Source organism: Acinetobacter sp. UBA3461 (assembly GCF_002381195.1).
Classification (GTDB): Bacteria; Pseudomonadota; Gammaproteobacteria; order Pseudomonadales; family Moraxellaceae; genus Acinetobacter; species Acinetobacter schindleri.
Window position 1 is genome coordinate 75,027 of sequence record NZ_DFRO01000002.1, and the last position, 19,431, is coordinate 94,457.

At 43.5% G+C, this 19,431-nt stretch carries 19 protein-coding genes and 1 pseudogene; 9 read left to right on the top strand and 11 right to left on the bottom strand.

Annotation, left to right across the window (positions count from 1 at the left end):
* Window positions 1-85: 85 nt before the first annotated feature.
* Window positions 86-1,429 (bottom strand): dicarboxylate/amino acid:cation symporter, encoded by a 1,344-nt coding sequence (locus B3D47_RS00405; RefSeq protein ID WP_004892515.1) that lies wholly within the window; start codon window positions 1,427-1,429, stop codon window positions 86-88.
* A gap of 414 nt (window positions 1,430-1,843) precedes the next feature.
* On the opposite strand from B3D47_RS00405, the gene B3D47_RS00410 reads away from it, so the two are divergent.
* Window positions 1,844-2,845, top strand: coding sequence for a glycosyl transferase family protein (locus tag B3D47_RS00410; RefSeq protein ID WP_286859326.1), 1,002 nt, complete (start codon window positions 1,844-1,846; stop codon window positions 2,843-2,845).
* Window positions 2,846-2,903: 58 nt separating this feature from the next.
* Here B3D47_RS00410 and B3D47_RS00415 read toward each other — a convergent pair whose 3' ends face one another.
* Window positions 2,904-3,176 carry a YeaC family protein gene (locus B3D47_RS00415; protein WP_004815365.1) on the bottom strand — a complete coding sequence of 91 codons (273 nt, stop codon included), beginning with the start codon at window positions 3,174-3,176 and terminating at the stop codon, window positions 2,904-2,906.
* Between the two features lie 3 nt (window positions 3,177-3,179).
* On the bottom strand, window positions 3,180-4,082 hold the full coding sequence (locus tag B3D47_RS00420) for an NAD(+) kinase (protein WP_004815364.1): 903 nt from the start codon (window positions 4,080-4,082) through the stop codon (window positions 3,180-3,182).
* 226 nt (window positions 4,083-4,308) lie between these two features.
* Here B3D47_RS00420 and mrcB point away from each other — a divergent pair, with 226 nt between their 5' ends.
* A complete protein-coding gene (gene mrcB, locus B3D47_RS00425) occupies window positions 4,309-6,702 on the top strand; it encodes a penicillin-binding protein 1B (RefSeq protein WP_286859329.1) in 2,394 nt (797 codons plus the stop codon).
* 13 nt (window positions 6,703-6,715) lie between these two features.
* A complete protein-coding gene (locus tag B3D47_RS00430) occupies window positions 6,716-7,255 on the top strand; it encodes a tetratricopeptide repeat protein (RefSeq protein WP_004892500.1) in 540 nt (179 codons plus the stop codon).
* A 29-nt stretch (window positions 7,256-7,284) separates the two neighbouring features.
* Here B3D47_RS00430 and B3D47_RS00435 read toward each other — a convergent pair whose 3' ends face one another.
* Complete coding sequence (locus B3D47_RS00435; RefSeq protein WP_286859331.1) at window positions 7,285-8,184, bottom strand: thiamine phosphate synthase; 900 nt, start codon at window positions 8,182-8,184, stop codon at window positions 7,285-7,287.
* Window positions 8,185-8,326: 142 nt separating this feature from the next.
* Here B3D47_RS00435 and hemP point away from each other — a divergent pair, with 142 nt between their 5' ends.
* Entirely contained in the window at window positions 8,327-8,497 is a 171-nt protein-coding gene (gene hemP / locus B3D47_RS00440) for a hemin uptake protein HemP (RefSeq protein WP_004815360.1), read from the top strand.
* Window positions 8,498-8,593: 96 nt separating this feature from the next.
* On the opposite strand, the gene B3D47_RS00445 is transcribed toward hemP, so the two are convergent.
* The 4 genes from B3D47_RS00445 to B3D47_RS00460 all read right to left on the bottom strand — a co-directional run bounded on the left by B3D47_RS00445 (window position 8,594) and on the right by B3D47_RS00460 (window position 12,920).
* The gene (locus B3D47_RS00445; protein ID WP_286859334.1) at window positions 8,594-9,904 is read right to left on the bottom strand and encodes a sensor histidine kinase; all 1,311 of its coding nucleotides are present in this window, start codon (window positions 9,902-9,904) and stop codon (window positions 8,594-8,596) included.
* A 7-nt stretch (window positions 9,905-9,911) separates the two neighbouring features.
* Window positions 9,912-10,577, bottom strand: coding sequence for a response regulator transcription factor (locus B3D47_RS00450; protein ID WP_004892490.1), 666 nt, complete (start codon window positions 10,575-10,577; stop codon window positions 9,912-9,914).
* A gap of 119 nt (window positions 10,578-10,696) precedes the next feature.
* Window positions 10,697-11,059 (bottom strand): NirD/YgiW/YdeI family stress tolerance protein, encoded by a 363-nt coding sequence (locus B3D47_RS00455; protein ID WP_286859336.1) that lies wholly within the window; start codon window positions 11,057-11,059, stop codon window positions 10,697-10,699.
* 103 nt (window positions 11,060-11,162) lie between these two features.
* Window positions 11,163-12,920 (bottom strand): GspE/PulE family protein, encoded by a 1,758-nt coding sequence (locus B3D47_RS00460; RefSeq protein WP_286859339.1) that lies wholly within the window; start codon window positions 12,918-12,920, stop codon window positions 11,163-11,165.
* 228 nt (window positions 12,921-13,148) lie between these two features.
* On the opposite strand from B3D47_RS00460, the gene B3D47_RS00465 reads away from it, so the two are divergent.
* Window positions 13,149-14,408 (top strand): MgtC/SapB family protein, encoded by a 1,260-nt coding sequence (locus tag B3D47_RS00465; RefSeq protein ID WP_034592023.1) that lies wholly within the window; start codon window positions 13,149-13,151, stop codon window positions 14,406-14,408.
* Window positions 14,409-14,451: 43 nt separating this feature from the next.
* Here B3D47_RS00465 and tsaA read toward each other — a convergent pair whose 3' ends face one another.
* Window positions 14,452-15,159, bottom strand: coding sequence for a tRNA (N6-threonylcarbamoyladenosine(37)-N6)-methyltransferase TrmO (gene tsaA, locus B3D47_RS00470; protein WP_034592031.1), 708 nt, complete (start codon window positions 15,157-15,159; stop codon window positions 14,452-14,454).
* 105 nt (window positions 15,160-15,264) lie between these two features.
* On the opposite strand from tsaA, the gene B3D47_RS00475 reads away from it, so the two are divergent.
* On the top strand, window positions 15,265-16,044 hold the full coding sequence (locus B3D47_RS00475; protein WP_004815348.1) for a ferredoxin--NADP reductase: 780 nt from the start codon (window positions 15,265-15,267) through the stop codon (window positions 16,042-16,044).
* Window positions 16,045-16,106: 62 nt separating this feature from the next.
* On the opposite strand, the gene B3D47_RS00480 is transcribed toward B3D47_RS00475, so the two are convergent.
* Window positions 16,107-16,721, bottom strand: coding sequence for a cation transporter (locus B3D47_RS00480; protein WP_286859347.1), 615 nt, complete (start codon window positions 16,719-16,721; stop codon window positions 16,107-16,109).
* An 85-nt stretch (window positions 16,722-16,806) separates the two neighbouring features.
* Between B3D47_RS00480 and B3D47_RS00485 the strand changes: the two genes are divergently transcribed.
* From B3D47_RS00485 to B3D47_RS00495, 3 genes are all read left to right on the top strand, one after another.
* The gene (locus tag B3D47_RS00485) at window positions 16,807-17,223 is read left to right on the top strand and encodes a Cd(II)/Pb(II)-responsive transcriptional regulator (protein WP_048881050.1); all 417 of its coding nucleotides are present in this window, start codon (window positions 16,807-16,809) and stop codon (window positions 17,221-17,223) included.
* A gap of 128 nt (window positions 17,224-17,351) precedes the next feature.
* Window positions 17,352-18,761, top strand: coding sequence for a tRNA 5-hydroxyuridine modification protein YegQ (gene yegQ, locus B3D47_RS00490; protein ID WP_286859351.1), 1,410 nt, complete (start codon window positions 17,352-17,354; stop codon window positions 18,759-18,761).
* 2 nt (window positions 18,762-18,763) lie between these two features.
* Complete coding sequence (locus tag B3D47_RS00495; RefSeq protein ID WP_163171119.1) at window positions 18,764-19,018, top strand: YfhL family 4Fe-4S dicluster ferredoxin; 255 nt, start codon at window positions 18,764-18,766, stop codon at window positions 19,016-19,018.
* Between the two features lie 268 nt (window positions 19,019-19,286).
* On the opposite strand, the pseudogene B3D47_RS00500 reads toward B3D47_RS00495, so the two are convergent.
* Window positions 19,287-19,431, bottom strand: a pseudogene (locus B3D47_RS00500) (pyridine nucleotide-disulfide oxidoreductase); the annotation flags it as partial.

The window sequence follows — 19,431 nt, forward strand, 5'->3', positions numbered from 1 at the left end:
ATTTTTTTTCAAACTTTACAGTCAATTTATTTTAATAAAAATTTAAAAAAGGAAGCCGAAGCTTCCTTTTTTAAACAGACTGAAATCAGTGAGATTTAACGCCTTCTTGCTGCATTAATTCATCAATTTCTGCCGGATTGTTTAATGCATAATCCAGTTTTTCTTTGTCCAGCTGACCGACCCATTTTGCAACAACCAGAGTCGCCAATGAGTTGCCAATCAGGTTAGTCAAAGCACGTGCTTCAGACATGAAACGGTCGATACCCAGAATCAGTGCCAAGCCTGCTACCGGGATATGACCTACTGCAGACAGGGTTGCAGCCATTACGATAAAGCCAGAACCTGTTACACCTGCTGCACCTTTAGATGAAATCAATAGCACAAGAAGCAAGGTAATCTGATGAGATAGATCTAGCTGGGTATTGGTTGCCTGAGCGATGAAGACTGCCGCCATGGTCAGGTAAATAGAAGTCCCGTCCAGGTTGAAAGAATAACCTGTTGGAATAACCAGACCGACTACTGATTTTTCTGCACCTGCCAGTTCCAGCTTTTTCAGCATACGCGGCAATACAGATTCAGAGGATGAAGTACCCAGTACAATCAGCAATTCTTCGCGGATCAGACGGATCATTTTCATGATACTGAAGCCGGTGAAACGTGCAATCGAACCAAGAATAATGAAAATAAACAGGATACAGGTGATATAGAAGCACAGAATCAATTGACCCAGCTGCGCCAGTGTACCGATACCATATTTACCAATCGTAAATGCCATGGCACCGAACGCACCGATAGGTGCAAGTTTCATGATCATGTTCACGATGTTAAAGAATACATGTGAAATCTGGTCAATGAACTTCAATACCGGCTTACCATTATCTCCCAGCTGATGCAGGGCAAAACCAAACAGGAGAGCGAATAACAGTACCTGAAGGATTTCACCTTCAGCAAATGCGCCCACTACCGTATTTGGAATGATATTCATGAAGAAATCGATGGTCGATTGTGACTCACCTGATGCAACATATTTCGAGATACCTTCTGTATCGAGAGTTGCTGGATCAACGTTCATACCAACACCAGGTTTGGCAATATTGATCACGAGCAGACCGATCACCAAGGCAATCGTCGATACGATTTCAAAGTATAGTAAAGCAATACCACCTGTCTTGCCGACAGATTTCATGCTTTCCATACCTGCAATACCACTCACTACCGTACAGAAAATTACTGGTGCGATAATCATTTTGATCAGGCGGATAAAGCCATCACCCAATGGTTTCAGCTGTTCGCCCAAACCAGGAACATATTGTTCAGCACCATTGATAATTTGCGTACCGCTTGGTGAGAAGTGACCCACAAGGATACCGGCAATAATGGCAACAATCACTTGAAAATAAAGTGACTTATAAATAGGTTTTTTAGCCATGACCTTAGTTCACAATATACTTCTAACAAGAAGCAATATTCAGTTTTCACTTATTTAAGAAAATAAGCATCCAATACTTGATTGCCTTAAACAAAAAAGTGCTTACGTATCAAGAACTTAATCTGATACTAAAAATAGATTGTGTATGTACTTTTAACAATTACAGGAACACCGCTCTTCAGCAGAAGTTAGTGCATTGATCAGGAGATGAAGCAAACACAAAGAATCAAGAGAAATTTTAACCGCTTTTTAGACTTTTGTTTAACCCAAAATGTTAAATTTGTCTAAATAATAAACAATATTCCTTAGACTATAGTCTTATAAAACTATAATTCTTCTGCAAAATAAGAAGGTGAAATACCAATATCAGCGTAAAATATGCCAATACTTGATGAACATGATTGATCTATCCATATGACCACAAAGCGAAATATTTATAAAGATGCTGAACATCCTTTTGCCCAGTTTATTCGTATTATTGGTAAAGGAAAGAATGGTGCACGCTCGCTCAGTTATAATGAAGCCTATCAAGCTTTTAGTATGATCCTGAAAAATGAGGTGCTGGATGTGCAGCTAGGTGCCTTCCTGATGCTACTGCGCGTAAAAGAAGAATCCGTCGAAGAACTGGCAGGTTTTGTTCAGGCAACCCGGGATCAGCTTAATTTTAAAGCTCTGGATGTAGACTTGGACTGGTCATCTTATGCTGGCAAGCGCAAGCATTATCCATGGTTTATCCTGTCTGCCCTCACCTTGGCCAAGCATGGCTATAATATTGTCATGCATGGTGCAGCTGGGCATACTTTGAATCGGGTTTATACTGAGCAAGTATTAGAATGCTTAGGCTATTCTATTTGCCACAGTGAGGTTGAAGTCGAACAGCAGCTGCAAGAAAGACATTTTGCTTATCTGCCTTTAGATGTGATTTCACCTATCCTGGCTGAGCTGATCGGACTGCGGAATGTTATGGGTTTACGTTCTCCTATTCATACATTGGCGCGCCTGATTAATCCATTCAATGCCAAAGCGACTTTACAGGCCATTTTCCATCCGGCTTATCGTGGCTCACACCAGCGCGCTGCTTTTCAGCTCGGTTATCAAAATAGTGCTGTGATTAAAGGTGAAGGTGGCGAGTTTGAACGTAACCCTGATGCCAAAACCTTAATTTGTGGTATCAAGAATGGTGAACTGTATGAACACGAACTGCCTAAACTGACGGACAATCGCAGTCCGATTGAAGAAGAGCTGAATCTGGCTGTATTTAAAGAAGTCTGGGATGGTCAACGTTCGCATGAGTATGGCGAAACCGCAGTGGTTGAAACTATCGGTATTGCGCTATATACCATGGGCAAATGTGAGAGCTATGAAGCAGCGATGCAGAAAGCTAAAGAACTCTGGAATACTCGTCTTTCGGTTTGAACAAAATCATTTATTTCAGACATTAAAAAGACCACGTTTGTGGTCTTTTTGGTTTCAATTAAACGAAACGAATGGGTCTGAATTCCGGTTCATTCTTGTGATGATCATCATCACATTCTTCACCTTCTTCTTTGGTACCGCGGTCGATATAACCACTACGTTCAGTTTCAGGCAAATGTTTAATTTCCCAGGCATACACGGCTTGCATACACGTCTGACGCTGCTCTTCCGTCAATGCCACACCGTTCGGCCATTTACCAATTTCAATCGCAGTACGCAGTCGGTCTACAATCTCAGGATTGAGCATAGAAAGCATTTGTTCAATATTCATGATTTAATCCCGATTCTGATAATCAAAGTCTTGGTTCCAGCCGAGCTTGGTCCGACACGCCATATAGAAATCATAACCCGGTGGATGTAAAAGTTGCAGTTTAAATGGGTGTTTACGAATATGAACCGTATCTCCCACATTCAAAGAGATGCTGTGCTGTCCATCTGCGCTGACCATCGGCATCACGCGATTTTTACGGATCACCAGCTTAATCTCACTATGTCCTCCAACCACAATCGGTCGGGATGACAGGGTATGCGGATGCATGGGTACCAGCACAATCGCATCCATACTTGGATGTACAATTGGCCCACCACCAGAAAGTGCATAGGCAGTTGAGCCTGTTGGTGTCGACACGATCAGACCATCACTATGCTGACGATAAACATATTGTCCATCAATATTCAGCTCAAAGTCGATCATGTGCACGGATTTACCAGAATGAAGTACGACATCATTCAGGGCAATCGCATCATGGATAATTTCGCCTTTAGACCGGATTTCCAGTTCTAACAGAAAACGTCGCTCAAGCTGAAATTCACCTTTAAGGACCTGATCCAGCTTAAAAATGACTTCTGTCGGCTTGATATCCGTCAGGAAGCCCAAGCGGCCACGGTTCACACCGATGACAGGAATATTATATTTGACCAGTGCCCGGGCAGCATGCAGCAATGAACCATCACCACCAACTACAATGACCAGATCGACCACCTCACCCAGCAAGGCGCGGCTCACTGTCTGGGTATTTTCATAAGGTACCAACGCAGCGGTATCTGCATCAAACACTGGATGCAGACCCACGTTCAACAAATGATCATGAATAAGACATAAGGTTTCAACTACTGAAGATTTATCAGGACGTCCTACTAACCCGATATTTCGGAATGTCTTATGTGAAATTAGCACCAGTCTCGTCGCTCCGCTACGAATCGACCCTATAATAGCATTAAGCTCTGGCTCGTTGACAATTTTCCCTGGTTTTTATGTATAAGTAGAGCAAGTTAGAAATAATATTATGCAGACTAAGTGTATTTTTTAATTGATATTTTTTAACCAATTTCTCTTTAAATATTGCAAATTCCCTAAAAGCTTCGCATGATTAGCAGAATTTTACAGACGCTTATCATCATTTATGAAGTATGAACGTGGTTTGGGGTTTATTGCCTTAATCTTTTCCGTTTTGGTCATTTCAGCTTTTGTTGCCTTTAGTATCTATCTGATTCGTCTAGATAATATTGTACGTGACAAATTTGAAGGCCAGCGCTGGGACATTCCTGCGAAAGTCTTCGCACGTCCGATGGAAATCTATGTCAATGCACCTGTCAGCCAACAGGATCTTCAGGAAGAGCTCAAACTGCTTGGATATAAGAGTGCTGAAAGCTATACCAAGTCCGGAAGTTATGTGACTTCTGGTAATACTTTATATGTACATACCCGTGGTTTTGACTTTGGTGACCGGGTTGAGCCTGAGCAGATTTTAAAAGTCAGCTTCAATGGTGAACAGATTAATGACGTAAGTGCCACCAAGCCCTCCACGTCCGGAATTGCCCGTTTGGAACCTTTATTAATTGGCGGGATTTACCCCCAACATAATGAAGACCGGGTACTGATCAAGCTGAATAAAGTACCTAAATCTTTGATTGAAGCACTGATCGCCACCGAAGACCGTAATTTCTACCACCATCATGGTGTATCTCCACGCGGGATTGCACGTGCAGTGGTCAGCAATATTACCGGCGGTAAACGTCAGGGTGGCTCGACTTTAACCCAGCAGCTGGTCAAAAACTTCTATTTAAGTCCAGAGCGTACGTTAAAACGTAAAGTCAATGAAGCCTTTATGGCGATGTTGATTGAATTGCATTATGACAAGGATGAAATCCTTGAAGCCTATTTAAATGAAGTGAATCTGGGCCAGAATGGTAATTATTCTATTAATGGTTACGGTCTGGCGTCCCAATTCTATTTTGGTCTGCCGTTGCGCGAATTAAATATTTCCCAACAGGCATTTCTAGTTGGTCTGGTACAAGGTCCTTCCCTCTACAATCCATGGCGTAACCCTGAAACGGCGAAAAGACGTCGTGATATTGTGCTGAACAATATGCTGGTTATGGGTTATCTGACCCAAGAGCAATATGAAACCGAGAAGGCACGCCCTCTCAATGTCATTACAAAACCAACCCTGGGTCCGGCACGTTTTCCTGACTTCTTGGATATTGTGCGTCGTCAGCTGCGTACCGAATATCAGGAAGGTGATATTACTAATCAGGGCCTACGCATCTTTACCACGTTGGATCCATTGGCACAGACCCGTATTCAGCAAAGTTTCAAAAATACAGTGGCGAACTTAAGCAGATCAAATCCGAAACGTTTAAAAGATTTGCAAGGTGCGGTGCTGGTCACTCATCCAGAAAATGGTGAACTGGTTGCTGCAGTTGGTTCGACCCAGGACTTTACCGGCTTTAACCGTGCCCTGGATGCCAAACGTCAGGTGGGTTCGTTATTAAAACCTGTGATTTACCTGACCGCAATTGAATCGAACCGTTACCATTGGGGTAGCCCGATCGAAGACAGCGAGCTGAGCATTAAAACTGATGGCAAGACCTGGACACCCAAGAACTATAGTGGCCGCCCACATGGTGTGGTTCCAATGTCTCAGGCACTGGCAAATTCCTATAACCTGTCCGCGGTACGTTTGGCGCAGGAATTCGGTATGTCAACCTTTATCAATCATCTAAAGAAATTTGGTGTGACTTCTGATATTCCGTCCTACCCTTCCATTTATCTGGGTGCGGTAGATATGTCACCTATGGAAGTGATGAGTCTATATGGCAATTTCGCGACTGGCGGTTTTAAATATCCGGTCAAAGCTATTCGTTCCGTGGTGGATGCCAATGGTCGTCTGGTCGATCGCTATGGCTTGACGGTTCAGCCAACCATTGATCCGGCTTATGCCTATATCCTGAACAACGGTTTACAGCAGGTCATGAGCAGCGGTACCGGTCAATCTGCTTATAGTACCCTGCCACGCAATCTTGGTCTGGCTGGCAAATCAGGGACCACCAATGATACCCGTGACTCATGGTTCGCAGGCTATTCTGGTAATTACCTAGCTGTGGTCTGGTTAGGTCTGGATGACAATAAGATTACTGGTTTGACCGGATCATCTGGTGCGCTACCGGTATGGACCAGTGTCATGAAGCAGCTACGCCAGAAGCCAGTGAATCTGCATCAACCAGGTGAGGTACAATGGCAATGGGTCGATCGCGCGACAGGTCATTTGTCTGCTCAAGGCTGTGAAGGTGCCATGTATATTCCATTGACTCGTCACAGCATGCCAAATCAGGCTACTGCTTGTGGCGCATCGCATTATGCCCCTGCCCCACATACGATTGATTCAGAAGAACTTCAAGGTTCTGATGATCCAAGCGATGAAATTGGGATCTGGATTGAAGAAACTGAAACGGAAAACCAACGTGATTCTTTACAAGATACACGTATCATCTCAAGCGGTAGTTATTCACCCTAATTGAGTGAGATATATGTTTCAAAAAATCCTGATTGGTTCAATTTTAGTTGCTTTAGTCGGTTGTCAATCCATACAGCAGGAACCATCTGCTCCAGCCAAGCCTGCACCTGAAAAACCACGGGTGCAGAAATCTGATGGTGTAGTGATTACGCCTTATGATCATCCTGAAATCAAACGTCAAAAAGTGGTCGTGCCGCAGCAGAAACCTAAACCACAGCAGTTTGATGATGGCCGTCAGTTACCTGCTTTCAAGAAATTGATGCAGCAGACTCAAACAGCGTATAAAGCACAAAAGTTTGATCAGGCTGAAGCCTATGTCACCCAGGCGCAGCGACTGGCACCGCAGTCTCCTGAAACCTATCTGTATTTAGGGATGCTGGCGAATCGCAAGAATAAACCCGCCAATGCGCAAGCGTTTGCGCAGCGCGGCCTTAGCTACGCCCAAAGTAATGCCATGAAAAAGCAGCTCTGGCAGGTGATTCTTAAAGCTGGTCAGCTGCAAAAAAATCCACAAACCATTCAAAAAGCACAGAAGGCATTAAGCGCTCTTTAAGCTATAATTACTTTTAGTAATGAACTTACTTATATCCCACGAATGCCTGCGATCCCGTAGGCATGATGGGATTGAGCCTGACTCAAATCTTCTTTGTTGATTCCACCAAGTGCATACACAGGAATCTGAATCTGTTTGGCAATCTGCTCAAAGGTAATCCATCCCAGTGGCTCTACTTCTGTATGAGTCGCTGTTGGAAGCACAGGACTCAGAAAAATTGCTTCACAGCCCAGCTGTTCTGCCCGTTGTGTAGACGCATGATCATGACACGCAGCAATATAGCGTTTCCCTATAACCAGATCACTGGTACTTAGTTGATTCAACTGTGCCTGCTTAAGATGTAAAGTCTGAATACTCTGTTGCTGTTGTTCATCCAGCAGCAGATATAAGTCATGATTAATAATCAATTGGGATAATTGTTCTGCTAGCAGGGTTGCCAATTTCTCGGCCTGTTCTGCGTTGGCGTCAACTCGCCAATACAGCATTTGCACTTTGTCGAGCTGATGCAGATCTGCCAGATCACTGCTGATTTTAATCATCTGGGGCCATAACAGTTTTTCTAAAATCACCGCATTCGCTTTCGGAAAATTCAGCTGCTGTAACTGCTCGCGGCTATACCACTTCCAGGGTTGCTGAATCTGGGCTAACTGTGCTTCAGCTACACTGGCATGGAATAAATGCAGATGCACAATCACATCTTCATATTCATGACGAATAAAATCGAAAGAATGCCAAAGCTCGATATCAATACCGACTTCTTCCTGGATCTCACGACGGCAGGCTTGCAGCGGTGTTTCACCTTCTTCTACTTTGCCGCCAGGGAATTCATGTTTATTTCCCTGATGCTGTTTCGCTTCCCGCCAGCCAACCAGAACCTGATTTTGGTGAAATAACAAGGCAATCGCGACATGAATATTTGCTTTGGACATACGAAGATAAACTGACTGGAAATATTACGAATTGTAAGTGATAGCGGATTTTTTAGGAATTGCAAAATTTAGGCGTTGACAGCTCTATTCGATAATGATTATCATTTAAATCAATCCAAGCACATACCACGGAGTCGATGGAATGAACGCACCTTTTAGCCTGTTTACACGTAACAATGACGCTCATCATGCATTACCAATGCTGCATTCAAATAACCTATTTGCTCTCGGACGCGAAATTCGCATCATGCATGCCGGTGAAGAATACCGCCTACGCTTAACCCGAAATAATCGTCTCATTCTCACTAAATAAATAAAATAACTCTCACAATAATAAACGTGGTCATCAGCAGTATGAATCAGCGCGTACTGCTTTTTTTCTTATTTGGTCTCTTTCATGATTCTAGATCTAAAAGCGCAATACGACTTTTAACCCGCCAAGATCAGAAGCCATAAATTGAATATCACCATGATGCAATTGCATGATTTTCTGGCAGATAGATAACCCCAGGCCTGATCCTTGGGTTTTAGTGCCCAAAGCGCGATAAAAACGCTCGCCAAGTCGCTGTAAAGTTTCCTCAGAGATTCCCTCTCCTGAATTCTCAATTACCACTTCTATTTTATCCGCCTTAGGCTGACACTGGATTAGAACCGTACCCGCAGACGGCGTATATTTGATGGCATTGTCGATCAGGTTTCGCAGGCAACTGAAAATGAGTTCTGCGTTTCCTGAAATATCAGCAGGATTTAGCTCAAGTTTTAGGTCCAGCTGTTTTTCTTCTACGAACGGCGTGAGTGTTTTTAAAGCATCCTGAATAAGCTCAGGCAAATCCACCTTTTGTTGTGGCAGGTTATGATTTTGTTCAGGATCCAGTCGAGCTAGTAACAAGAGGTTTTCCAGAATCTGAGTACCACGACTGACATCTTTCTGAATCTGCGCCAGATCCTGAGACAATGTCTCATGAGTCTGATATTTGCGTTTTAACACCTGCAGGCGCATTTGAATCGCTGATAAGGGTGAGCGGAGTTCATGCGAAGCATCTGCAGTAAAGCGCTGTTCTGCACTTAAGGACTGCTCTACCCGAGCCAGCATCCGGTTTAGTTGACTGACGATGGGTTGTAGCTCAGCAATTTGCGGTTCGGGTGATTGAACCGGACTTAGATCCTGGGCGGATTTGGAGGCAATATCCTGTGAAATCCGGTTAAGTGGCTTTAACTGACGCTTAATCAATAGATGTAGTAATAACCATTTCACCAGCCATAATATTACAAGGATTAAACCAAAACCCAGAATACTATTCCAAATCTGTTCAAAGCGTATGGATACTGGCTGTATGACCTGAACTTTAAGCCCATTATCTTCAGCTATCAAAGTTCTTAATAACTGTCCATCTTCAAACTGAAAATGCAGCCCTGATTGATGACGTAACTGATGTTGCAACAGATTGTTCTTTTCGGAAGTGGTTAGCTGGTCCTGATCCAGCCAAAGTCGATACTGGATCTCAAATTCTTCACTGATATCATCCACATTGTAACCTTGGGACTGAGTCACATCGCCAAGTAACAGTTCCGCAATATCTTCCATCAGTTCATCATGAATCTGCATAGACTGATATCCAGAAATGCCCAGTAATAACAACCAGGCCAGACAACCCGCCAGAATGGAACTATACATAGCATTCTTGATCAGCTTGTGTTGCAGTGAAATCACCTGAGCCATGATTGATCTACCCTTCAGCTTTATGCATACGATAACCCAGCCCACGTATGGTCTTGATCATCTGACTGCCAATTTTCTTGCGCAGTTGATAAATAAAAACCTCGATGGCATTACTCTCAATTTCATCCCCCCAGGCATAGAGAGATTCTTCCAGCTGTTCCCGGGTCACTACATGCTCTGGCTTTTGCATCAATTTATGCAAAATCTGAAACTCTTTGGCCGTTAAGTTCACCACTTCACCTGCTTTAGTCAGAGTTTTAGCCTGTATATCCAGCTGCAGGTCTTCCCAGGTCAGCACATGGCTCAGATTTTTTTGCTGCAAGCGGATCTGGGCACGAATTCGTGCAGACAATTCTTCCAGGCTAAAAGGTTTGACCAGATAATCATTGGCACCTAAATCAAGTCCTTCTACCCGGTCATCAATACTGTCTCGAGCGGTAATAAAAATAACTGGCGTATCTTTCTGCAGTTTACGTAGTGTTGTCAAAATCTGATCTCCACTGGCTCGCGGTAAACCACGATCCAGTAACACACAGTCATACTGATGCTGTTCAAGCGCCAGAATGGCATGGTCCCCACGTTCAACCCAGTCAATTACATAGCCATCCATTTCTAGCCAGGTCTGAATGCTTTCTGCCTGTGAGGCATCATCTTCCGCCAAAAGAATACGCACGCTGAATTCTCCCTTATTTTCAACATATAATCATGAATTTTAAACAAAAAAAACCACATGCTTTTTGTAATATTGCATGTGGTTTTCTCTAGTCAGGTCATTCAGCTATCGCCAATGCCTTAATTGAAACGCACTTCATCAACATCGATTTCAACACGTTTCGCTGGTTTGTAATCGATATCTACTTCACCAATAATGGTTACTGATGTTTTGGCAGAAATCGGTTTGCCTTGCCATAACTCATCATCAATTTCGACATTGATGGTGCCTGTGTTGTCACGGAACTGATATTTTTCGTCGCCTACTGATTTCACCACATGACCTTTGATTTGTACCTTGCTGTCATCTTTCATGGTGAGTGCTTGTTTTACCGATACAGTTTTGGCAAAAGCGCCTTGGTTTACTGTACTTTCTGCCATAGTCACAGTTGTTGCTGAGCCAATAAGTGCCACTGCTACAAATGCTTTGGTCATATTTTTCATATTCAGTACCTTTTAGGCTGTCTTGTTTCGATGAAGCTATTAAAACAGCTGAAGATGAATTGAATCTTAAGAAAACTTTATTTTCAAAAATGGGTTTTAAAAGTTAATTCAATGGCACTACACGTAGTACTTCCTCTAGCGTGGTGACACCTTCAATGACTTTTCGTGCACCCGCAATTCTAAGTGGTTCTACACCTTCTTTTTTCGCCTGAGCACGTAACTGGTTCAAGTTAGCATCTGCGCCAATCAGCTGTTTGGTTGTTAAACTCAGTGGCATAAATTCATAGATCCCTATACGCCCTTTATAGCCAGTATGACGACATTCCTCACAACCTACTGGACGGAACACAAATTCTGGACGGGCCAATGGATAATCTGCTGCTAAATGCTGCCATTCCTGCTCATCCATAAAGCCTTCTACTTTGCAGTGTGGACACAATTTACGCACCAGACGCTGAGCCAACACACCGAGAATCGTTGCAGCAGTCAGGAACGGTTGTACCCCCAGATCATGCAGACGGGTTAAACTCGACGGTGCATCATTGGTATGTAATGTGGATAAAACCAAGTGACCCGTCAAGGCAGCCTGAATTGCCATATTGGCAGTATCCTGATCACGAATCTCACCGACCATGATGATATCTGGATCCTGACGCATTAATGCCCGTACACCATCGGCAAAACCCAGATCAATTCCGGTATTCACCTGCATCTGGTTAAAGCTTGGCTCCAGCATCTCGATTGGATCTTCAATGGTACAGACATTGACCTCTTCGGTCGCCAGCTGCTTTAAAGTTGAATACAGCGTAGTCGTTTTACCCGAGCCTGTAGGTCCAGTCACCAGAATAATGCCATGGCTATGACTGGTCAGCGTGTTCCATTCATTCAGCAAGTGGCCTTCAAAACCCAGTTGCTGGAAACTGCGTACCAATACTTCCGGATCGAAAATACGCATTACCAGTTTTTCACCAAAAGCGGTAGGTAAGGTCGATAAACGCAGTTCCGTTTCCTGACCTTTAGGCGTACGGGTTTTTAGACGGCCATCCTGCGGCTTGCGCTTTTCTGCCACATTCATCCGGCCCAGAATTTTAATACGTGAAATCACTGCAGTAAGCGTATTGGCTGGCATTTTATAAATGGTATGCAGCACGCCATCAATACGGAAACGGATTTTCCCGGTATCTTTGCGTGGTTCCATATGAATATCACTGGCACCCTGTTCAAAGGCAAACTGTAATACCCAGTCCACCAGTTTAACAATATGCTGGTCATTGGCATCTGGATTTTGCGAATCACCGAGCTGTAAAAGTGCTTCTACACCCTTATTTTCACGGTCATAAGCCGAGGATTTTTGTGATCCACTGACAGCGCGACTAACCTGATAATACTCGACAATATATCGCTGCAACTGTTCCGGATTCAGTAGCACCCGTTCAATACGGCGCGGGCTGATATTCTGCTGTAGATTCGACACCCATTCCATTTTATAAGGCTGATCTGTAGCAATCAGGATTTTGTCTGGCTGGATTTCAACAGCGAGAATACGGTTACGGAGTGCGTACTCCTGCGACATTACTGCGGTAAGTGCCTGAACATCGGCTTTTAAAGGATCAATAATATAAAATGGCAGATTTGTTTTTTCTGACAACCACTGACATAAACGGTTTAGGGTAAGTGTACTTTGGGGATGAGAACGGTCGACCAGATTAAAATTGGCAATCCACTGTAAAGGATGCCATTTCAGCTGTTCACGCTGACGATGCGTCGTCTGTACCAGCATACGATCTCTATCACTGATCTTACCGTCTTTAAAAAGTTGCTCCAGACACCACGCGGTATCAATTTCAAAGTCAAATTTCATTGTTATAGGTCCCTAAACTTGCCTTCACTATAACAAGTTTTTGCTATTTTTCGCATTCTCCTGCTGTGTCTTCTGGCTGTTTCTGCTAGCTAATGCCAATCTTTAGCGCTATCAATCTTTTCGCCCTAGCTTATCTCTCACATTTCTCTCTTGTTCATCCTCTAGCTTATGGCCTATATTTTAGAGATACCTTTGAAAATAATTACTTATTCATAGCTGAGGCCGGATATGGATTTTAGCGCAGTGCCCATGAATGACAGCTCCTTTCAGGAACTACTCACTATCCTGACTTCAGCATTGGGCTGTGGCTTATTGATAGGCCTGGAACGAGAACGACATAAACAGCGGGAGCAACAGCCAAGCTTTGCAGGCTTACGTTCTTTTGCTATCTGCGCCCTGTTGGGAGCTATCTGTTTTTTATTCGGAATAATCACTGGCCTGGTGGGCGCACTGATTATTGGTGGCATGGTCATTTCCTCTATCCGAAATCAGCCGGATGATCCTGGAATTACCACCGAACTTGCTTTTGTGATGGCCTATTTTATTGGGGCAATCTGTCTATGGAATATTCCGCTGGCTGCCGGACTTGCAGTACTCATTACCGTCATTCTGATGGCCAAACATTCCATGCATAACATTGCTGGAAAATGGATTACTGAAGCTGAATTCCGGGATGGTTTACTGTTACTGGCATTGGTCTTGATTGGTTTACCTTTGACACCCGATACACCGCTATGGGGCAAGGTACTTAATCCCTACCTGATTCTGAAACTCTTAACTTTAATTTTGGTGGTACAGGCGCTAGCGCATATTGCCAAACGCTTACTTTCTACAAAAAATGCCCTGATGCTTTCTTCCATTGCATCTGGTTTTGTTTCCAGCACAGCCACAGTAGCCCAATTGGGCCTACAGGTTCGTAAAGGTGAGATGGATGCCCGATCTAATGCGGGTGCCGCCCTGATGTCCTGTATCTCGACTTTAGTACTGCTGTTCATTGTGGTCGGAGGCGTATCTTTTAGCTGGCTTAAAATTATTTTGCTTCCTTCCCTAGTGGCAATGGCCATTCTGGCTGCCTGTGCATTTCTATTGCTGCGTAAAGCCAAATCGCCAGAAAATTGTGGAAAAGAAGAAGATAGCCGGATGTTTAGCCTGAAAGAGGCGGTCATCATTGCAGTCACCTTGACGCTGATTCAGGCTGCGATTTATGGGCTGGAACTCTTACTCGGCGATGCCGGTTTGCTGGCAGGTACCCTGCTCGCTTCCCTATTCGAGATTCATGCAGCCATGGCCAGCGTGGTCATTCAGGGTGACCCGAGCAATACCCGGCTGATTCAGGCCCTGCTCATAGGCCTTGCAGCCCATGCTTTAGCAAAATCTGTAAATTCCGGCCTGTCAGGCGGATTCAAATATGCGATGTATTTTGTACCTGTACAGCTTCTACATATGGCAGTTTTGATCGGAATTTTGTGGTGGACGCTAAAACTTTAGAATGATTTGAGCAGAAAGTATAAGTACCCTAGTCCTTTAGCCATCACTCAATCCCTATAATCAGAACAGAAGTTTCATTTACAATAAATTTGATATTGAAATCTGCAAAGCGCATACCATAAATTCGCTCCGGATCCTCCTGATAGGCTGGACGTGGATCAAGAGATAAAACCTCAGCTAGTTCTCGAATGATCTGTTCCGAAAGGCCTTTCGTTTGGACTAACTGCTCTCTTTCCAGCTCTGCCTGTTTTGACCAGACCACATATTTGCGTACCGGCTCCTCCTGAGCATAACCGCTTTGCGCTTCTGTCACAGCGTCGGAATAATGAATATAAGGTTTAATATCGACAATCGGAGTACCATCTAAAAGATCACTGCCCGTCACATAAACACGGACTGTTTTGCCAACTTTTTTCACTTCTTTCAGCTTGACCACGGATAGACCAATCGGCGAAGGACGATACATACTACGTGTCGCGAACACCCCTATTTTCTGGTTCCCACCTAAACGTGGTGGGCGTACCTGTGGACGGAACTTGCTGTTTTCCTGATTTTTATTGTCATGAAACTGCCAGAGCAGCCATAAATGACTAAACTCCTCAATCCCCTCAAAAGCCAGCAGATCATTATAAGGCCCCTGCATTTCAATATAGGATTCCACTTCCACCAGATTAGGCTGACGTGGAATACCAAATTTCTCTTTATAGGGAGATTTCATTATACCGATTACAGGTATAGTCAGTTCAGTCATAATCACTTTTTTTGATAAGCTCAATTAAATATATTCAGTTTATCGAGAATGAATTTGGTTTAGAATAGCAACCTGTTCTAATTTGATAACTTATTGAGACCTTTAATGGCTGCTTTTAACGTCGAAAAGATTACTCACGTCCACCATTGGAATGACACATTATTCTCTTTTAAAACGACTCGTGATACTGCATTACGTTTTAAAAACGGTCAGTTTGTGATGATCGGCCTTGAGGTCAATGGTAAGCCTTTAATGCGTGCATATTCAATTGCAAGTGCAAACTATGAAGAAGAACTGGAATTCTTCTCGATTAAAGTTCCAGATGGTCCACTGACTTCTATTCTGCAAAAAGTAAAAGTTGGCGATGAAATCCTGGTTTCTAAAAAACCGACAGGTACACTGGTTCTGGATGACCTGAATCCTGGTAAGAATCTGTATTTGTTATCTTCAGGTACTGGTCTTGCACCTTTCCTGTCGACTATTCGCGATCCTGAAACTTATGAACGTTTTGAGAAAATTATCGTGGTTCATGGTACACGTTTCATTTCAGAACTGGCTTATCAAGATCTGATTCTAAACGAAATTCCAAACCATGAGTTCTTCTCAGAATTGGGCGCTAAAGAAAAATTAGTGTATTACCCAACGGTAACTCGTGAAGAATATCCAAATCAAGGCCGTGTAACGACTGCAATTGAAACTGGTGAACTGTTTGAAAAAATCGGCCTGCCACGTTTTAACCCTGAAACTGACCGCGCGATGTTATGCGGTAGCCCAGCCTTCCTTGATGACGTTGCTGCGCTTCTTGACCAACATGGTCTGAAAGAATCTCCACGTATGGGTGTTCTAGGCGATTATGTAATTGAACGTGCGTTCGTTGAAAAATAAGATTCCTTGAATCTAAAAAACCGGGCAAAATTGCCCGGTTTTTTATTTAGTATTAATTTTTATCATGCAGGTGTACGACGTTCTTGTAATGCCTGCTTCACCACCTGATATCCTGCAGTTAATCCCAGACTGGCCATAATCACCGCCACAATCATATCGGGCCATAAACTACCGGTTCCAAATACACCAATGGCCGCAAAAATAACTGCTACGTTGCCAATTGCATCATTTCGGCTACACAGCCACACAGACTTCATGTTTGAGTCTCCGTCACGGAAAGCATAAAGAATCACAGCCGTGATCACATTGGCCAGTAAAGCGATTGCGCCGATGATACCCATCGTGATGGCTTCAGGAGGAATACCGAGCAGATAGGCATAGATGACTTTAGCCATCACCACCAGACCAAAGGCTGCCATAGTCAGACCTTTAATTAAGGCTACAGTGGCTCGCCAGTACAGGCTTGCGCCTAATACAGCCAGTGAAATCCCATAATTCACTGCATCCCCAAAGAAATCTAGCGAGTCGGCCCATAAAGCTGAAGAATGAGCATAGGCTCCACCGATCAGCTCTACCAGAAACATACTGAGGTTAATCCATAAGGCAATCCATAAAGCCATTCTAAACTTGCTGTTTGGCTTGATGGGTGCCGGTTCATGACTACAGTTACAGGCCATATTCTTCTCCGATGTATTTTTATACGAAATACGATACAGTGATTAGAAACTATGGAGTAACTCCAAGGTCAAGCCTGAGGTATATATGTCTTTGTATCTGATTTCAGAAATCGCCAAAAAGTCACATTTAACTACTGATACGGTGCGTTTTTATGAGAAAAAAGGATTCATCACGCCGAATTTTCGAGCAAATAATCAATATCGTTATTTTGATGATGAAGCGCTTAAAAGACTGATTTTTATCAAGCGTTGTCGTGATCTGGATATGTCCTTAAAGGAAATCGAGACCTTAATCGAACTAGAACAAAATCCCGAGCAGAACTGTACAGCAGTCAACAATATTATTGACCAGCATCTACAGGATATCACCAGTAAAATGAAAGAATTAGCAGCTTTTAAAACTCAGCTTACCGAGCTAAGAAATAGCTGTAATACACCGACTACGGTTGACCATTGTCAAATCCTGAAAACCCTGGAACGGTCTGAAATCGAAGATCAATAGTCTGTATATTTATTTCAGTTTTACTTATTTGATAATGTTGAAAATATCAACAAAAACCATGATTTCCGAGTGATTTACTTGGTTGAATCTTGTTTTTAGATGAATAAAATAAAAGCCGTACTTTTTATATGTCTTTCGATTTCGTCATGAGTATAATCCCTGTTACTGAACTTCTCTCACCTGCTGGCTCATTGAAAAATATGCGCTATGCTTTTGCCTATGGTGCAGATGCAGTCTATGCCGGTCAGCCGCGTTATAGCTTGCGGGTTCGGAATAATGAATTTGATCATGACAATCTCGCGATGGGCATCAAAGCAGCACATGATCTTGGCAAAAAATTCTATGTGGTGGTGAATATCCAGCCACATAACTCCAAGTTGAAAAACTTTATCCGTGACCTTGAACCTGTGGTCGCGATGCAACCGGATGCACTGATCATGTCCGATCCGGGCCTGATCATGCTGGTGCGTGAACATTTCCCGCATATGGATATTCACCTGTCTGTACAGGCCAATGCCGTGAACTGGGCAACGGTAAAGTTCTGGAAAAATATGGGGCTTACTCGTGTGATTCTGTCACGTGAACTATCCATTGAAGAAATTGCAGAAATCAAACAGCAAGTACCAGATATGGAGATTGAAGTCTTCGTGCATGGCGCACTGTGCATGGCTTATTCAGGCCGTTGCATGTTGTCTGGCTACATGAATAAACGTGATGCCAACCAAGGTGCCTGCACCAATGCTTGCCGCTGGGAATACAAAGTTCTGGATGCCAAAGAAGATGTGACCGGTGATGTAATACCGGTGAAAAATCTGGATTCAGGCTGCTGCTCCCAAGATATGGATGAAGCTCATAAAGTAGCTCAACATCAGTTTGACGAGCCGGTCCTACTTCAGCGTAACGATGAAGATATGTTTGCTGCCGAAGAAGATGAACATGGCACTTACTTCATGAACTCAAAAGATTTGCGTGCAGTCCAGCATGTAGAACGATTAACCAAAGTCGGTGTGCATTCGCTAAAAATCGAAGGTCGGACTAAATCCTATTTCTACTGTGCACGTACTGCACAGATTTATCGCAAAGCTATTGATGATGCTTTAGCTGGCAAGCCATTTGATCCATCACTGATGACCCAACTGGAAGGTCTGGCAAATCGGGGTTATACCGAAGGCTTCCTGCGCCGCCATGTTCATAGTGAATATCAAAACTATGAACATGGTTCTTCCAGTTTTGATCATCAAATTTTCTGTGGTGAAGTACTAGAGCGAAATGGAGATTACATCAAGATCGATGTGAAAAACCGTTTTGTAGTGGGTGACTCACTGGAGCTGATGACGCCTAAAGGCAACATTAGCTTCACCTTGACGGAGATCAAAGACCTTAAAGGCAATCTGATTGAAGATGCCAAAGGTTCGGGGCATATCGTCGAAATTCCGATTCCGGCAGATATTGATATGCAATATGCCCTGCTGATTCGCAACCTGCCGACATCGACTGCAGATATTTCCGCATCCTCACTGGCTTATCAGGCAGGCTAAGCATGGCACTCTTGATCACCGATAAATGCATCAACTGCGACATGTGTCTGCCGGAGTGTCCGAATGATGCCATTTATGAAGGCGACAAAATCTATGAAATCGATGTCAATCGCTGTACGGAATGCGTCGGTTTCTATGATTATCAAACCTGTGTATCCGTGTGTCCAATTGAGTGCATTATGCCCCATCCGGAGCATGTGGAGACCAAAGAACAATTGATGGAGAAATTTAAGGGACTGAATCTATTCAACTCTTAATGAAATCTTAAAGATGGCATATTTTATGCTGATCTAAAGAACCACCTTGGGGAAGGCATAATAATAAATTAAAACAAAAACAGTGCAGAGGAAAGGAACAGTCAGAAGCAATTGGGGATGCTTCTGACTGATCTAAAACGAAGGAAAGCAAGTATAAAAAAAGGAACTCTGGTGTTAGCGTCCGGAGTTCCTGTAAAAAGGGAATAAGAAATAGAGTCGATTGATGTTCTAGCACCTGGGTTTTGGGGAACTCAGGTGCTTTCTTTTATTACTGACCCGAACGGATGATGTAGTCAAATGCAGACAGTGATGCTTTCGCGCCTTCACCTGTAGCAATGATGATCTGCTTGTAAGGTACTGTGGTGCAGTCACCCGCAGCAAATACACCTTTTACATTGGTTTCATTGCGCTCG

Excerpts from the sequence above, each read along its gene's own strand:
- B3D47_RS00430 (WP_004892500.1), top strand. The coding sequence starts at position 6,716 with ATGTTTCAAAAAATCCTGATTGGTTCAATTTTAGTTGCTTTAGTCGGT.
- B3D47_RS00460 (WP_286859339.1), bottom strand. The coding sequence starts at position 12,920 with ATGAAATTTGACTTTGAAATTGATACCGCGTGGTGTCTGGAGCAACTT.
- B3D47_RS00435 (WP_286859331.1), bottom strand. The coding sequence starts at position 8,184 with ATGTCCAAAGCAAATATTCATGTCGCGATTGCCTTGTTATTTCACCAA.
- B3D47_RS00455 (WP_286859336.1), bottom strand. The coding sequence starts at position 11,059 with ATGAAAAATATGACCAAAGCATTTGTAGCAGTGGCACTTATTGGCTCA.
- yegQ (WP_286859351.1), top strand. The coding sequence starts at position 17,352 with ATGTCTTTCGATTTCGTCATGAGTATAATCCCTGTTACTGAACTTCTC.
- B3D47_RS00415 (WP_004815365.1), bottom strand. The coding sequence starts at position 3,176 with ATGAATATTGAACAAATGCTTTCTATGCTCAATCCTGAGATTGTAGAC.
- B3D47_RS00480 (WP_286859347.1), bottom strand. The coding sequence starts at position 16,721 with ATGGCCTGTAACTGTAGTCATGAACCGGCACCCATCAAGCCAAACAGC.
- B3D47_RS00410 (WP_286859326.1), top strand. The coding sequence starts at position 1,844 with ATGACCACAAAGCGAAATATTTATAAAGATGCTGAACATCCTTTTGCC.
- B3D47_RS00465 (WP_034592023.1), top strand. The coding sequence starts at position 13,149 with ATGGATTTTAGCGCAGTGCCCATGAATGACAGCTCCTTTCAGGAACTA.
- B3D47_RS00495 (WP_163171119.1), top strand. The coding sequence starts at position 18,764 with ATGGCACTCTTGATCACCGATAAATGCATCAACTGCGACATGTGTCTG.
- B3D47_RS00445 (WP_286859334.1), bottom strand. The coding sequence starts at position 9,904 with ATGGCTCAGGTGATTTCACTGCAACACAAGCTGATCAAGAATGCTATG.
- B3D47_RS00405 (WP_004892515.1), bottom strand. The coding sequence starts at position 1,429 with ATGGCTAAAAAACCTATTTATAAGTCACTTTATTTTCAAGTGATTGTT.
- mrcB (WP_286859329.1), top strand. The coding sequence starts at position 4,309 with ATGAAGTATGAACGTGGTTTGGGGTTTATTGCCTTAATCTTTTCCGTT.
- hemP (WP_004815360.1), top strand. The coding sequence starts at position 8,327 with ATGAACGCACCTTTTAGCCTGTTTACACGTAACAATGACGCTCATCAT.
- B3D47_RS00485 (WP_048881050.1), top strand. The coding sequence starts at position 16,807 with ATGTCTTTGTATCTGATTTCAGAAATCGCCAAAAAGTCACATTTAACT.
- B3D47_RS00475 (WP_004815348.1), top strand. The coding sequence starts at position 15,265 with ATGGCTGCTTTTAACGTCGAAAAGATTACTCACGTCCACCATTGGAAT.
- tsaA (WP_034592031.1), bottom strand. The coding sequence starts at position 15,159 with ATGACTGAACTGACTATACCTGTAATCGGTATAATGAAATCTCCCTAT.